Origin of the sequence: Epilithonimonas sp. UC225_85 (genome assembly GCF_042695135.1) — a bacterium.
Classification (GTDB): domain Bacteria; phylum Bacteroidota; class Bacteroidia; order Flavobacteriales; family Weeksellaceae; genus Epilithonimonas.
The window spans coordinates 1,789,045-1,805,197 of record NZ_CP170547.1 but is presented as its reverse complement, the minus strand read 5'-3'; the positions used below and the strand labels follow the sequence as shown (position 1 = coordinate 1,805,197).

The 16,153-nt window shown below is 35.0% G+C and carries 14 protein-coding genes; 5 read left to right on the top strand and 9 right to left on the bottom strand.

The genetic code is table 11. From position 1 onward, the window contains the following. The first annotated feature begins 40 nt into the window (after positions 1–40). The gene (locus ACFJGY_RS08425) at positions 41–1,798 is read left to right on the top strand and encodes an AMP-dependent synthetase/ligase (RefSeq protein ID WP_379970003.1); all 1,758 of its coding nucleotides are present in this window, start codon (positions 41–43) and stop codon (positions 1,796–1,798) included. Between the two features lie 133 nt (positions 1,799–1,931). Next, positions 1,932–2,171 (top strand): hypothetical protein, encoded by a 240-nt coding sequence (locus ACFJGY_RS08420; RefSeq protein WP_379970001.1) that lies wholly within the window; start codon positions 1,932–1,934, stop codon positions 2,169–2,171. Positions 2,172–2,204: 33 nt separating this feature from the next. On the opposite strand, the gene ACFJGY_RS08415 is transcribed toward ACFJGY_RS08420, so the two are convergent. From ACFJGY_RS08415 to ACFJGY_RS08385, 7 genes are all read right to left on the bottom strand, one after another. Next, complete coding sequence (locus tag ACFJGY_RS08415; RefSeq protein WP_379969999.1) at positions 2,205–2,399, bottom strand: hypothetical protein; 195 nt, start codon at positions 2,397–2,399, stop codon at positions 2,205–2,207. 11 nt (positions 2,400–2,410) lie between these two features. Beyond that, the gene (locus ACFJGY_RS08410; protein WP_379969997.1) at positions 2,411–3,013 is read right to left on the bottom strand and encodes a MarC family protein; all 603 of its coding nucleotides are present in this window, start codon (positions 3,011–3,013) and stop codon (positions 2,411–2,413) included. A gap of 51 nt (positions 3,014–3,064) precedes the next feature. Then, positions 3,065–4,804 (bottom strand): BatD family protein, encoded by a 1,740-nt coding sequence (locus tag ACFJGY_RS08405; protein ID WP_379969995.1) that lies wholly within the window; start codon positions 4,802–4,804, stop codon positions 3,065–3,067. Further along, positions 4,805–5,539, bottom strand: coding sequence for a tetratricopeptide repeat protein (locus tag ACFJGY_RS08400; protein WP_379969993.1), 735 nt, complete (start codon positions 5,537–5,539; stop codon positions 4,805–4,807). A 263-nt stretch (positions 5,540–5,802) separates the two neighbouring features. Further along, positions 5,803–6,648, bottom strand: coding sequence for an ABC transporter permease (locus ACFJGY_RS08395; protein WP_379969991.1), 846 nt, complete (start codon positions 6,646–6,648; stop codon positions 5,803–5,805). Next, complete coding sequence (locus tag ACFJGY_RS08390) at positions 6,645–7,544, bottom strand: ABC transporter ATP-binding protein (protein ID WP_379969989.1); 900 nt, start codon at positions 7,542–7,544, stop codon at positions 6,645–6,647. Before ACFJGY_RS08390 ends, ACFJGY_RS08395 begins: the two co-directional genes overlap by 4 nt. A 113-nt stretch (positions 7,545–7,657) precedes the next feature. Next, positions 7,658–8,557, bottom strand: a complete 900-nt coding sequence (locus tag ACFJGY_RS08385) for an SPFH domain-containing protein (RefSeq protein WP_379969987.1) — start codon at positions 8,555–8,557, stop codon at positions 7,658–7,660. Between the two features lie 164 nt (positions 8,558–8,721). Between ACFJGY_RS08385 and ACFJGY_RS08380 the strand changes: the two genes are divergently transcribed. Beyond that, positions 8,722–10,371 carry a peptide-N-glycosidase F-related protein gene (locus tag ACFJGY_RS08380; protein WP_379969985.1) on the top strand — a complete coding sequence of 550 codons (1,650 nt, stop codon included), beginning with the start codon at positions 8,722–8,724 and terminating at the stop codon, positions 10,369–10,371. A gap of 80 nt (positions 10,372–10,451) precedes the next feature. Here ACFJGY_RS08380 and ACFJGY_RS08375 read toward each other — a convergent pair whose 3' ends face one another. Further along, positions 10,452–11,129: a response regulator transcription factor gene (locus ACFJGY_RS08375; RefSeq protein ID WP_379969983.1), complete on the bottom strand. Its 678-nt coding sequence runs from the start codon at positions 11,127–11,129 to the stop codon at positions 10,452–10,454. Continuing rightward, a complete protein-coding gene (locus ACFJGY_RS08370; protein WP_379969981.1) occupies positions 11,119–12,324 on the bottom strand; it encodes a sensor histidine kinase in 1,206 nt (401 codons plus the stop codon). Before ACFJGY_RS08370 ends, ACFJGY_RS08375 begins: the two co-directional genes overlap by 11 nt. Positions 12,325–12,531: 207 nt before the next feature. Between ACFJGY_RS08370 and ACFJGY_RS08365 the strand changes: the two genes are divergently transcribed. Next, a complete protein-coding gene (locus ACFJGY_RS08365; protein WP_379969979.1) occupies positions 12,532–14,883 on the top strand; it encodes an outer membrane beta-barrel family protein in 2,352 nt (783 codons plus the stop codon). Between the two features lie 71 nt (positions 14,884–14,954). Beyond that, a complete protein-coding gene (locus ACFJGY_RS08360) occupies positions 14,955–15,818 on the top strand; it encodes a tyrosine-protein phosphatase (protein WP_379969977.1) in 864 nt (287 codons plus the stop codon). The last annotated feature ends 335 nt before the right edge of the window (positions 15,819–16,153 follow it).

Sequence of the window (16,153 nt, the reverse complement as noted above, 5' to 3'; positions counted from 1 at the left end):
ATTTATATTTGCTTTAGACGATAGTTCAAAAAAATTATTAATGGAAGTAAAAAGAATTTTCGATATTCCTTATTATTCGAAAGCCAATTTTGAAAAAGATGATTTTGTCTGTGACAAGAGAAACGGGAAATGGGAAAAAGTTTCAACAGATCAATATATCGATATTAGCAATCAGCTTTCACGAGCTCTTTTAAAATATGGATTGAAAAAGGGTGATAAAATTGCACTTATTACATCTACAAATCGTGTGGAATGGTGTTTTTTTGATCAGGCAGCTTTACAAATTGGATTGATTACAGTTCCGATTTATCCTTCCATTTCAAGTGAGGATTGTGTTTACAATTTAGAAAATTCTGATTCCAAAGTTTGTATCGTTTCTGATGAAAAGCTATTTGAAAAAATCAATTCTATAAAAAGCCAATTACCAGATCTGAAAGAGATTTTCACGTTTGATGACGTTCCCGGTGCCAAAAACTGGAAAGAATTATTTGATCTCGGAAAAGAAAATAATAATCAGAATGAAGTCGAAGACCTTAAAAACTCAATTTCCGAGGATGAATTGGCTTCTATTATTTATACTTCCGGAACAACTGGCAGACCAAAAGGCGTGATGCTGACCCACAAAAATATAGTTTCTGATGTTCTTGGCTGCGAAGACAGAGTACCTCACAAAGATTCTAAAAACAGGGCTCTAAGTTTCCTTCCGCTTTGTCACGTTTATGAGAGAATGATTCTTTACCTTTTCACAACCAACGGAATTTCTATCTATTTTGCGGAAAGTAACGATAAACTGAGTGAAAATCTAAAGGAAGTGAAACCTCAGTATATGACGGTTGTCCCAAGAATGGTAGAAAAAGTCTTCGATGCGATTAACAAAAGAGGAACAGAATCAGGCGGAATCAAATCCAAAATATTTCTTTGGTCTTTGAAAGTGGCTGAAAATTATAAAATGGGAACTTCGAAATCGTTTTCTCATTGGATTGCCGATAAAATTGTTTTCAGCAAATGGAGAGAAGGTTTGGGCGGGAATCTTATTACTTTGGTTTCCGGTTCAGCAGCTTTATCAAAACGATTGAATACGATGTTTCACGCCGCCGGAATTCCGATTCTCGAGGGTTATGGATTGACAGAAACTTCACCTGTGATTGCTGTTAACAGCTTTGGTTTTACAAAGATCGGTTCGGTAGGAAGACCTATTAAAAATATTGATGTAAAAATCCAGGAAGATGGTGAAATCACAGTGAAAGGTCCGACCGTAACGCAAGGTTATTACAAAGACGAAGAAAAAACCAAAGAGGCTTTTACGGATGACGGCTATTTCAAAACTGGTGATATCGGAATGCTGGACGAGGACAATTTCCTTTTCATTACCGACAGAAAAAAAGAAATGTTCAAAACTTCCGGAGGGAAATATGTTGCGCCACAAGTAATTGAAAATCTGGCAAAAGCTTCACAATTTATTGAACAAATTATGGTTGTTGGCGATGGTGAAAAAATGCCGACAGCTCTAGTTCAACCAGATTTTGAATTTGCAAAAAGCTGGGCTTCAAAAAATAAGATCAGCATCGGAACAACGCCTCAAGAAATTGCCAAATCAAAGGAATTAAAAGATGAAATCCAAAAAGAAATTGAAAAGATAAACGCTCATCTTGGTAAATGGGAACAAGTCAAAAAAATTGAATTAACGCCCGAAATTTGGACCGAAGATAATGGATTATTAACGCCTACTCTCAAGTTGAAAAGGAAAGTTGTAAAGGAGCGTTTTATTGAGTTGTATGAGAAACTATATGATAGATAATTTCAAATCGTGTAAGCAACATTGAATCACAGCAGCCCGACTTGAGTGGAAATCCTTTTTGCATCGGGAAAAGCCTTGGAAAAAAGATTGGGAACGGAAGGCGGATTAAGCTGCCCAAAAATTAAAATAATAAATGAACATAACCCGAACAGAATTAATAAAGATCTGCGATAGATTTCTGGATGATAAGATCAGCAAAGACGAAATGATCCATTTTGCAACTTCTGTGATGTTTGATGATGAAGATAAATATGAATGTGAAGACGAAATCGTGGAAGAGATTCTTTCGCAATGGGATAATGTGAATACACAGTTTAAAATCAATAAAACAAGCATTCAGTTTTTGAGAAATCAACTTTTGAAAATTGATTGATAAAAAAAGTCCCGAAAATTCGGGACTTTTTGTTTATTTTTTTTCTGCCAGTTTGCTCCACAAATGGAGAATATAAACGACAATGATTCCTAAAATTCCGGATGAAATAGAAAATAAGAATTTTGTATTCTCATCATCCATAAATCCTGCCTGCCAATCTATCGCATAAACACTAATTGCAATTGAAATGATAAAAACGACAAGGAATACTTTATAAAATGTTTTCATTCTGAGGAAATTTAAAAATGTACATAATTCTGAAATAGCTGTGCAAAGTTAGCAGTAAATAATTTAATGGAGATGGCCAAAAGCACAATTCCGAAAACTTTTTGCAAAACCTGCAAAGATCCTTCGCCCATTTTTCTCTCTATCCAGGGTGCTAATCTCAAAACGACATAAACCAAAATCGTGTTGAGCACAATACCGCATATAATGTTAATATCGTGATATTCTGCTCTTAAAGATAAAGTGGTTGTCAAAGTTCCTGCTCCGGCAATTAGCGGAAAAGCAATCGGAACAATCGAAGCTGCCTGCGGCTGATTTGTTTTATGAAGTTCTATTCCCAAGATCATTTCTATTGCAATGATGAAAATCACAAATGCCCCGGCAATAGCGAAAGAATTAACGTCTATACCAATTAATTTTAAAATGTTATTTCCAATAAAAAGAAAAGAGATCATCAATAATCCGGCAACGATGGCTGCTTTTTCAGCTTCAATCTTTCCGAATTTTTGACGCAATGATACAATGATCGGTACCGATCCCAAAATATCAATAACGGCGAACAGAACCATAAAGGCTGTCATCGTTTCTTTGATCGAAAATTCTTCTATAAATTCCATAACTTTGATTTTAAAGATTTCGCAAAAATATGAATTATTTTTGACAATTCCCTAAAGCTTATTATAGAGTTCTTCTATTTCGTTCAAAATTTCAACCAATTTTTCTTTGGAAGAAAAAGGTGAATATTTTTCGATATTAACTTTGGTAATCAACTGATTGTATTTTTCTGACTCTGCCAGTCCAAAATTATTTTTTAAATAACCCTGGAAATCCAAGGAATATGTTGATTTACAATATTGGTCTGTATCGGATTTCAAAGCTTCAAATACCTCAAAGAATCTGATAGCATCACCCTCGTTTATTATTTTATTTAGATAATTGATCTGAGATTTAATAACGTTCAGCGAGTTGCTATTTCTAAGAATTGCCTCGGTTTCTGCAATTGTAACAATTGGTTGAGACGCAATTTTTTTCTTTTCCAGATCCTGTTTTTTCTTATCCTTGATTTTTTTGTTAAAATAAATGAATAGCAAAGCGCCAATTCCCACAATGAAAAGATTGCCAAAAATCACCAACCAACTAATTTTTTTATGTTCTTTTATTTTCAGCTTCTGCGTGCTCATCACTGGAGAATCCACTTTCTCAAGAACATTGTTGGTGTACTCATTGACTTTTTGCAAGGTTGTTTTCGCATTTGCAATATCCTGAGAATTAACAGCATTGAGCGCTAAAAATTTGGATCCCACTTCTACATATTTTTCCTCTCTTGGATCAAAATAGGAAAAGTCTTCTGTTGTAATTTTCAGATCACCTCTTTTTTTAGGAATGATGACGTATTGCGCTTCCACTTCGCCTTCGATACCGTTAATTGTAGCGATCGAGTTATTGATAATTTTTGGTTCAAAAACCTCATAATCAGGAGATGGGAGAATTTTCGGAACTATTGAGGGAGAAAGATTTCCGCTGCCGGTGACTTTTACAGAAATATTAAAAGCTTTGTTAATTTCAAAATTCTCCTTGCCTTTGTCAATCATTTCAATTGTTACACCGTATTTCCCAACAGCGTTACGAAAATTTTCAGGAGCACCTTCCGGCAATTTTTTTACATTAATTTTTACTTTATTGGAAACAAGAACGCTTTTATGATTACTAAAAGGCACATCAACCGACGGAATATCCATAACGCCAGCTACTTTTGGCACGATGACAAACATCGCAATAACCTGTGAGGAATAATTATTCTCCGAATCTTCTATCGACTCATCAAAATTTGCAATCGAACGGATGGCGAGATTTCTTGTGGCTTCGAACTTTGCAGGTTCCAGATGCCGGAAGTTGGAAATATTTCTGGAGAAAGCCTTGAGGACAGCTACCACAGGCTCATCTTTATAAACTTCCCTATCTTCAACCTGCATATTGAGATACATGTTTTTTGCAGGATTCGTAACAGCCAGAGGTTTTTTCTCTGCTTCTTTTACAAAGATATCGATTGGTTCGGTTTTATAAATTTTTCCGTTAATTTTTACCAGAGCTGATCCGATTTTAATACTTCCTGTCTGCTTTGGATTTAGCGAGAACTGATAAACCATCTGGTTGATCCTGATCTTTTTCACAGGATCGATCACTGTATTTTGCTCGGAAGAGATTGCATAATCAAATTTTGTAAGATCCGGCAGTTTGACAGGTGTTTCCTGGATGAGATCTTCACCAAAAATCTCAAGGACAACAGTGAAAGTGACAGGACTGTTTATGCGTGCTTCCTGTGTGTTAACCTCGGAATAAAGATTAACCTGAGCAAAGGAAAAAACCGATGCTAACGTGAATAATATGTATAAATTTTTTCTTATCATTTACCAATCCTTCTCGTTGCTTTGTGGCATTGAGTTGGATTTTTTATTTAAAATTCTTCTTGCAGTCTCTCTTTCTCGATTTTCTATATCCTTTAAGATTTGTTTTTCTGCTTCTTCCGGGATTTTGTTTTCCTGTTTTTTAGGCTGATTCGGTTTGCCCTGGTTTTCACCTTTTTGGTTATCGCCCTGTCCGTTTTGCTGATTTTTTTTCTGATTGCCTTTATCGGACTGGTCTTTATTTTTCTGATCCTTGTCTCCTCCTTTTCCCTTATTCTGATTTTGCTTTTGCTGATCTTTTTTCTCTTTGTCTTTCAGCATTGCAATCTCATAATTTTTACGGATTGCTTCGTTGTAAGGATCCTGTTTCAAGGCTTGCTTGTAATAATCTGCCGCTTTTTCAGGATTATTGGTTTGGATTGATACATTTCCAAGATTGTATAATGCAGCTGCTTTTTCATACTTGCTTTTGGTGTATTTTGCAGCTTTTTGATATTCAGCAGTGGCTTCTTCGTATTTTTTATTTTTATAAAGTGCATTTCCAAGATTGTAATGCGCTGTATAATCACTTTTTTTTTCAGCAATTGCTTCAACATACCTGCTGGAAGAAGCATCATATTCCTTGGCATCAAATTTCTTATTACCTTCGTAAACCAATGCATTATAACTCTTCTGCGCAAGTAGAAATTGCGGTGAAATCATCATACAGATTAAGGCTAAAGCAAACTTAAAATTCATTGATACAAAATTATCCGTTTTATTGTTAAAATCAACACTTTAAAAGTTAAAGTTGGGTTAAAAATAAGACTCGAAAAAGCCTTTATTTAAGGCAATTTTTAACAGTTTAACAAGCCATTTAACATAATAAAACCACTGAAAATAATCTCAATGGTTTAAGGTATTAAATTTATCTCTAAAATATTTGGTTATAATTAACTTCAAATTGAGTATTATAAATATTTATTTAATAGTCAATTAACTTACTTTACATCAAGTTAATTTTACCAATCTTTTTTCTTAAGAATTAAATAACTTCCCATAATAAATATCAAAGACCAGATAAAACAAGCTAAAACACTTTCCCAAGGATATTCAAATTTAAACTGCATCCCAAACATCTTTGCCATATTGGTTCTAACCAACGGATTTGGAATCAACTTAGACATACTTTCCAAAGGTAAAAAATCGGTTAAGTAAGTATGATTTAAAGCGATTGTAGATCTATCTTTCGTATCAAAATTCTTTATTACCGAAAACTTTTCAATCCCGGATAAAATCCCTTCTGCAAACCATATCATAAAAAAACCAAGAAAAACAAAAATTGATTTTCTGAAAAGTACAGACAAAAACATTAAAAATGAAAAGAATGTAAACAACTTCAAGAAATAATTAAAAATAAAATAAATCTCCTTGAAAACCAAATCACTTTCCTGCGTCACAGAATAACTTTTACCCAGAATAAAAGCAATAACGAAAACAAATAATGTAGAAAACCCTGTAAAAACCAAAATGGTCAAAATCTTCGAAAATATAAATTCTTCCCGGCTCAATCCATCAATTAGATTTTGCTTGAACATTCGGTTGCTAAACTCCTGGCAAATCGAAAAAACAATAATACAACCTAAGAATATTTTTAGTAATCCGACAATGTAAGTTGTAAAATTCCAAACACCGGGAAAGTTATACATCCCTTGTTCTTTCAGATTAATTTTGAGTCCTAAAATATCAAAATCGACCAATCCAATAAATAATAATGCAATCAAAATTACAAAATAAATCCCTGCAAATATTTTAAACGGTCTGTAATTCAGATTTTTAAGATATTCTAATTTTAATAGTCTTATCATGAGTTGGATTGTTTTACAAGTTCTAGGAATTGGGTTTCAAGGCTTTCTTTTTTCTTCATCAAGTGAGATAAGAATATTCCTTTTTCGAATAATTTTTTATTAAGCTCCGAAGCCGAAATATCTACTGAGATCTGAGCAATCACCAATTGATCTTTTTCTTTCACACTTGAGAAAATATTCAAACTATTCAAAGCTGATATCAAGGCAACAGAATCATCAGACTTCAATTCAAAAAAGCCTTTTGTATTGCTCATTGCATCTACAGAACCGGAATAGATTGCTGTTCCGTGCTTCAGAACGATAACGTGGCTGCAGATTTTCTCGATCTCGTCCAAAAGGTGGCTTGCGACAATAATTGTTGTTCCGGACTTCGCAATAGCATTAATAATATCTCTTATCTGGATAATCCCTTCCGGATCAAGACCATTTGTGGGTTCATCAAGAATCAGAACTTCAGGATTCGCCAGCAAAGCAGAAGCGATTGCCAGACGTTGTTTCATTCCTAATGAGTAAGTCGAGAAAGCATCTTTTTTTCTTTCTAAAAGCTTAACGGTCTCCAAAACCTGATCAATTCTTTGATACGGAACACCTTTGATGGTTGCAACAATTTCGAGATTTTTTTCAGCACTGAGGTAAGGGTAAAAGTTCGGCTGCTCGATAATGGCTCCAATTTTCTTCAAAGTATTGGTATCCGTTCCTTCTTTTCCAAACCATTTCCAGTTTCCTGAAGTTGGATTGATCGTGGAAAGCAGCATCCCGAATGTCGTGGATTTCCCGCTTCCGTTTGGTCCCAAAAGACCGTAAACATTTCCTTTCTCCACATCGAAGGAAATATTATTAACCGCAATTTGTTTAAATTTCTTGGTTAAGTTTTTGACTTCCAGAATTTTTTCCATTTATTAATTTTTTAAATAGTCTGTCAAAATAGATTTTAGTTACAAAATCATTTCTAATAAAAAAGTCCGAATAAACGGACTTTAAAATATAAAATTGAATTTTGATTAAAATATTAAATGTTATCCTCGATTTTTTTCGAAACAGCCATAGAAGTTACTAAATCATTCAGTAGAGAACTTGCGGCGGTTGGCGAATTGGGCAGCAATACCAAGTTGGAGCGATTATTGGCTCCAATGGAATGTAAAGTATCATAATGCTGAGTTACAACAATAAGAGCTGAAGCTTCGTGCGCACTGATTCCGGCTGCATTTAGCATTTTTACAGATTCTTCCAGACCTTTTGCAATTTCTCTACGTTGATCTGCAATACCTTGTCCTTGTAATTTTTTAGATTCAGCCTCGGCTTTTGCAACTGCAACGATTCTGATTCTTTGTGCTTCGGATTCATATTCTGCGGCAGTTTTTTCACGTTCTGCGGCGTTGATTCTGTTCATTGCATGTTTTACCTGATCATCAGGATCAATATCCGTTACCAAAGCTTTGATAATATCATAGCCATAACTCTGCATTGCTTCCTGCAATTCTGCTTTTACCGCCACTGCGATATCATCTTTTTTAAGGAAAACATCATCAAGTTTCAGTTTCGGAACTTCTGCCCTTACGACATCAAAAACGTAAGAAGTAATCTGGTCATGCGGACTTTCCAATCGATAAAATGCATCTGCAACCTGCGTTCTGATGACCTGAAACTGTACAGAAATTTTCATTTTAACGAAAACATTATCCAGTGTTTTTGTATCAATCAAAACATCCAATTGTTGGATCCGAAGATTCATTCTTTTGGAAATCTGATCAATAAATGGAATTTTCAAATGCAAACCAGCGTGTCTTGCAGAATGGAATTTGCCCAAACGCTCTACAAGCGCAGCAGTTTCCTGTTTAACCGTGAAGAATGACGCGAAAAGGACAATTAGTCCAAAAAATATTATAACTCCTAAAATTGTAAGTGGCATAATTAATTTATTTTCCTTAAAGATAGGCTTTTTATAAAACTGTACAAACTGAATTTCAACATTAATCATTCATTAATTATTAAAACTAAATCTTAGATACTTCACAATAAAAGACCATTATTAATAAACATTTTGTTAAATTTGTTAGAATAATAAATCTAAATATGAAGAAAAAACTATTTTTTGCAATTGCAGGACTGTTTACAAATTCGCTTTTTTTTGCTCAGAATGTAACGGTTTTCAATGACGTTCCATTTTATAGTATGTATCACTATCTGGGAGCCGGAGAAACAATGCCTGCGGAAGCTTATTCTCAAATCCCGGCCGGCGCAATCCGGTTGCACGCTTATGAGCAGGACATCATCTCCAGAAAACTGACAGATGCAGAAATTGCAACAATCGGAACCAGCGTTACAATGAACATTACTTTGAAGGCTGCCTGCGATAATTACGACAGAATTGCCGGTGTCAATCTGGTTCTTGTTCCCAAGGGAAGTACGACATATACCTTTAATCAAACCGATATCAAACGTATCGAAATAGGAAGATTCATCACACCGTTTATGAATAAGAATGTTTCACCAACGGAAGTTCCTTACAGCTATAAAGTTGATAACATTTCTAACATCCTTCACGATTCTGCTTTATCGGCTAATTATGATTTCTGGATCGAGTTCCGGGCAGATGGATATTCTGCAGCCGCAAACACTCAGGTTGCCGGTTGCGCAGACAGAACGGACGTCTTCCGCGGAAATCTTGAATTTGTTTCCACCGGAACAGCAACATCAGCACAAAACTTCCTGTTGCCACTTTCTTACCGCGACAATCTGAATAATTACAATGCGACGGATGTTCCCGGGCAAACAACAAGAATTGTAACTTTCACATTGGATCAGCCGGTTCAAAATGCTGTTTTACATTTGACAACATCCAATCACGGTTCCAATTCTTCCGGAGAAGAATACGTGAGGAGAGTACATTACGTTTATCTTGATGATCAATTGGTTTATGAATACGAACCAGGTGGAAAAAACTGCGAAGATTACAGAAAATACAACACCCAAGGCAACGGGATCTATGGAACCACTCCCAAAACTTTAAGAGGCTGGGTATCCTGGAACAACTGGTGTCCCGGTGATGCCATTCCTAATCGCGAAGTGAATCTTGGAAATCTTTCTGCAGGAACACATACCATCAAACTAAATGTACCAACAGCTGTGTTTGCTGCAGGTCAAGGTTATTTCCCGATCTCTATGTATCTCCAGAATAGTGCAAGCGGACAGATCATCTGTGCAGAACCGAGTGATTTTAAAATTACAAGTCAGGTTGGACCAACTGTTAGTATCGCCTGGAAAGAAAACGGGAATTCTACCCAATGGGAAACCATCTGGAGCAGAAAATCAGTTTATACACCGGATTATGAATTCTCGCATCAGATTGAAAACACGCCGGCAGATTCTCAAGGTGATCTGACAAAAAACTGGCTTTACGAAATGTATGTGAAATCAAAATGCACAAGTGATCTCAACAGCATCTGGAGAGGTCCTATTTACTCTACTGTAATCAAATCTTTAGGTACCGATGAAACATCTCTCTCAAAAGTATCGGTTTATCCGAATCCTACAAAAGATTTCGTCAACATTAATACTTCTTCTAAAGTGAATAAAGTGACCGTTTTTTCCACAGATGGAAAACAGTTATTTGAAAACAGTTCTTCGAAAATAGACGTTTCCAAATTGCCATCGGGCGTCTATCTGATGAAAATAGATTTTGCAGACGGAAAATCTTCTACTCAGAAAATTGTAAAACAGTAAGATTTTTTATTTATGATAATTCAAATTCCCGTTTAGAAATAAGCGGGAATTTTTCATTAAACTAGTTTATAAGCTCTTTTTCAGTTCGGATATTCGACCTTAAATCCGATTCCGCGAACGGATTCAAATTTTATCCTGCTGTCTTTTTGCAGATATTTCCTAAGTCTTGTCATAAAAACATCCAGGCTTCTTCCAAGGAAATAATCGTTTTCGCCCCAGAGATTTTCCAATATTTCTTTTCTGTTAATGATCTTGTGATTGTTATCAGAAAGCAAAAGCAACAACTCAGATTCTTTCTCGGTCAACTGAAAAGTTTCATTTTCAAATTTCAGCTGAAACTGTGTTGGAATGAAGGAATAATGACCAATTTTGATAACAGCCTTTATCGAATTCTGCTGTCTTTTGAGGATGTTTCTGATCCTTAAAATCAATTCCTCCGGCTCACACGGTTTGGTAATGTAATCATCTGCGCCCAGTTTCAGGCCTAAAATCTTATCAATACTCTGCCCTTTCGCTGTTAAAAAAAGAAACGGAATGTCAGATGTTTTCCTTATTTCTTTAGACAGCACAAACCCATCCATTACAGGAAGCATAACATCCAGAATTGCCAATTGATGATCTTTTACGATCTCTTTATTATTCAAAATTTCGTTCGGATTCGAAATCCACATTACTTCAAAATCTGAGAATTCCAGATACTGTTTCAGAACCATTCCCAAGTCCGGATCATCTTCTACCAAAAGGATTTTAGTTTTCATTCGGAATCTGGATTTTAAAAGTTACACCTTTTCCGAAATTGGATTTTACGGAAATCTTTCCTTTGTACTTATCAATTATAGTTTTGACCAGATAGAGTCCGACTCCCAAACCATTAATATTCATATTTTCGGATCTCTCAACTCTGTAATATTTGTCAAAAATATGTTTCTGATCCTCTTTCGGAATTCCAATGCCATCATCAGAAATTTCCATTTCGAAATTATTATCGAGTGAAATATTTAGGTTTTCTGCTCCGTATTTTACTGAATTATCGATCAGATTATCCATTATCTGTTTAAAATCATTTTGACGAAGAATTCTATTTTCAGACAGATCCAGATTAATATTAAAATTGATTTGACTATACGTTTTCTGAAGGTCTGAAAAGTAATTTGCAATTTCATTTTTGTTAATCAAAATATCTTCGGAATCCGAATGATGAATGGATTTTACAATATTCTCTAACCGTTTAATTTGACGTTCCAGCAAAGTTTTTGTCTCCGAATCCGAAGTTTGTACGATGGAAAATTTCAAAGTCGTAATTGGTGTGTTCAGTTCGTGTGCAATGGAATCAATTGTTGTGTGAAGCTGCGATATTTTCTTTTCCTGTCGATTGAGATTCTTAACACTGTTCCAAAACAAATAAACAATCAAAACGACAATCAGTAAACTGATGATAATGAGCGGGATTATTTTTTTAAATATCAGAAACTCGATATTCAGCAGTTGATAATTTGATTTTGACTGGATTTTGTAAAAATATTTTTCATTAAGATTAATATCTGTATTTTCTTTGGATTGGTGGCTGGACCATTTGCTTTCATTGATGAGATTAGGTTTCGTGATTTTTTTGGCAGTCTGGAATAAAATGATCGATCTGTGTTTCGGAAGTAGTTCTTTACGCTGCACTTCATCAAAAACTGAGTAGATCTCATTTTTCATAGCAATTTCAAAACCGGAATCTTTGACATTTTCCTTCAATAACTTTTCCATTTTCTCGCTGTATAAAGCTTCGGAGGGATATACTTTTTCCGGAAAAATGATCTTCTCCTTCTGGATTTTTATGCCTTTCTTGATCCGTTCAAAATCACCAATCAGCTTCTCATCGTGGGAATCCGTCTCATATTTCTCCATTTGATCCATCACTTTGTCGGCAATCATTCTTGCCTGACGGTTCAGGTCCTTTTCCTCCAATCGATAAGAGTTGTAAATATAATATGTCTGTAACACAACCAGAACTATCAGGCTGAAGGTGAACAAAATGACCGTTATGTTTTTCTTCCGATTCATGTTTCAAAAATACAATCTAATTTCTTTCTAAATCACCATTAACCGTCCATTAACCCTTCATTAACAAAACTAAGCTGCAAACTGTCTCAATTTTGGAGAAAATTATTTGAAATGAAACTATACACGACAATTTTACTCATATTCCCAATTCTGATTTGGAGCCAGACCATCAAAGGACATATCGAAAATGAAAAACAGGAACCTGTTTCCGGAAGCCTCATTCAGATTAATGAAAATAAAAATTTCTATTCTGATGAGAAGGGAGATTTTAGTATCGAAGGAATTACGACCTTTCCGGTTTCATTATCTGTAAAAAAATCCGGCTACCGGGATTATGAAATTACGTTGGAGGAAAGTGAATTGTCACTGAATATTATCCTTAAAAAAGACAGTTTGAACACCATAGAAACTGTAACAATCAAAGCGAATAAACCTTTGTTAAAGAGAAAAATAGACCGTCTGGAATTTAATATTGATAAAACGCCGCTCCAAAATCTGAATGCATGGGACATCCTGAAAAGCACACCAAATGTCTTAGTTAAAAATGAAGAATTGAGTGTCCGCGGGAATTCACAGATCATCGTGACCATTAATGATAAAAAAACCTTGATGACTCAGGAACAACTGAAACAACTCCTTGAAAATACCGATGGAAGCAACATTTCGTCCGTAGAAGTCATCACTAATCCACCTGCGAAATATGATGCACAAGGAAGCGCCATTATTAATATTAAAATGAAACAAAACATACTTTCCGGCTACAAAGGAAGGATTTCCACGAGATATCATCAGTCGATCTATGCCAAAGGAATGATTGGAACGTCGCAGTCCTATAACTCAGGGAAGTGGCAATTGAGCGGAAATTACAATTTTGTAACCGGCGATTATGTCCGGAAAAACTTTGATGTAGTAACATTTGAGAAAGACAAAACCCGCTGGGAAAGCAATATGACCAGGAAAACCCACGCCCACGAACAGCATATTTATAATTTTGCAGGACAATACAGCCTGGATAGTCTGTCAACCGTTCAGTTTGGTTTTGATGGTTATAATGCGCCGGATAATAACGGACATTACAAGGTTCCAACCAATATTTACAATACAGAAAACAATACAATACAGTCCAATTATTTAACATCCAATCAGAAAAATCAGTTTGATAATAGTTTCAATGCTTATTTGGTTTATGATAAAAAATTTGGAGAGAATAATTTGACGTGGACCAATAACTTCAGCACCAAAAAATATAAGGAAAATCAGGATATCGGAACGCAGCTTAATTTTGCCGGTCAGCCGGAAAATTACAATCGCTTTGGCAGCAACAATATTCAGAATATCTCGCTTTATTCTTCACAATTGGATTATCGGTTATCAAAAGAAAAATTCACACTGGAAAGTGGAGCCAAGTACAGTTTCGTAAATAATAAAAACGACCTGAAGTTCTTCGACGGAACAACTGAATCCTTAATTTTAAACCCTTCGAAAAGCAATGTATTTGATTACAAGGAAAATATTTTTGCCGCTTATATCTCTTCTGAATACAAATGGAAAAAATGGGAAGTGAAAGCCGGGTTACGTTCGGAAACAACTGTCATTAATACAAAATCCAACAATCCAACCGTAGAAAACAACACGAACAAAACTTCGCTTTTCCCTACATTTTATGCGATGTACAATATTAATGATGATCAGCAGCTGGGATTTTCTTACGGAAAAAGGATCGACAGACCCAATTACGATTTCCTGAATCCGTCCAAATCCTACTACAACCTATATTCTTATTTCCAGGGCGATGCTTATCTGAAATCAACAATCATTCATAATCTGAGTTTGACATACACCATTAAAAACTGGAACTTCGAAACATATTTCAGCTACATAAAAACACCTTCGATGGAGATCTCTGTTCAGAATCCGGAGACTTTTGAGACTGTTTATAATTTCACCAATATCGATCACGGAAAAAATATGGGCGCTAACGTCTCAAAAAGTTTTGAAATAACGCCACTGTGGAAACTGAACATTTTTGCAATGGGAGAATATCAGGAGAATTATTTCATCGGAACGGATCAGATACTTTATAAGAATGATGTTTTCTTTTATAATGCTAATATTTCCACGCAAATCACTCTGGATAAAGCAAAAACCTGGGATCTGAATTTGAGTTACGTTTATAATTCTAAAACCATACAAGGTTCTTTTGATATCAGTTCTTCGCAGAATACCAATATCATTCTGAATAAAAAAATGTTCAGTAAACGTCTGGAAGCAGGATTGGTTTTCAATGATATTTTCAAAACCAATAAGAATACTATTTCTACAAATTACGCAGACCAAAATCAATATTTTAAGGATTACCGGGACACGCAGTATGTTATGATCAATCTTAAATATTATTTTGGAAATCAGAAAGTGAAAGAAGCAAAAGCAGGCAAAAAAACAGATGAACAAAACCGACTGTAGAAGCTTATTTTCTCCAAGTAAGAAGAATATTAGCTATAAAATATTTAGCTTTGAGAAACCGTTTTACTCTCATGAAGTATTTTCAAGTTTTAATAATCTGTTTAATCGCTGTTTCCTGTAAAACCCACGTTACTTCTCAACCGGAATTTTCTGATTTAACAACTAAAAATCACATTGAGATTAATAAAGTAAATAACTTTAGATTTCTTGGCGGAATTAGGAACTCTGAAGGGAAAATATTGAAAGACAGTCTGATCTACAGAAGTGCAAATCTTCATCAATTAAAATCAAGGTCTTTTGACGAGTTTGAAAGTCTTAAAATCAAAAAAGTGATTGATCTGAGAACGAAGCAGGAAGTTGCAAAAGCCAATGATCATTTACCGGGTGATATTACTTACGAAAACTATCCGGCTTTTGAAGATAAAAGTGATGAGATGGCAAATGCCAGAAAACTTGCTCTTAAAGGAAAAATAAGTAAAAGCGATGCAGATAAGAGAATGCTGAGATTCTATACGGATTATGTTTCGGAAAACCCGGAAGTTATTAAGAAAATCGTTTCAGAAATTCTGGATTCCGAACAGCCTGTACTCTACCATTGTACGGCGGGAAAAGACAGAACGGGGATGATCACAGCCTTGATTCTGAAAATTTTGAAATTCGATAACGATGTTATTTTTGAAGAGTATCTTTTGTCAAATGACCTTCGGAAAAAAGTCATTGATCAAAGGCTGAATCTGGCTAATGATCTTCATTTTGTTTATCCTAAACTTGATATTGGCGTATTAGAAAAAACCAGCTGGATAGAACGCCCATATCTGCAGGCTGCTTTTGATGAGATTGATAAAAAGTATGGATCGATGGATAATTATATTTATCAGGTTTTGGGAATTTCGGAAGAGCAGAGAGAGGTTTATATTCGGAAGTTTTTGAAATAGGTTTGGCTATTATTCAGTTTAAGTTGATTGCAAGATTAAACTTCAAAATTCATAATTAACTTAAGTAAAGTCATTAATGGATTCTGCATAACCAATGATGGATTTAGCAAAGTCAACAATGGAATTGCAAAATCAACTGATAGATTTGGCATAACTAATGATGGATTCGGCATAATCAATGATGGATTTGATAAAGTCAGTTATGGATTTGACAAAGTCAGTGTCAGAAATAGTACAGTCAATGTAAATATTATAACCGTCAACTGTATTTTTGTCAGTTAATTGAGCTTAATTAAAGGTCATAACTACAAAGCTCAACTTACCCAACCTACCCC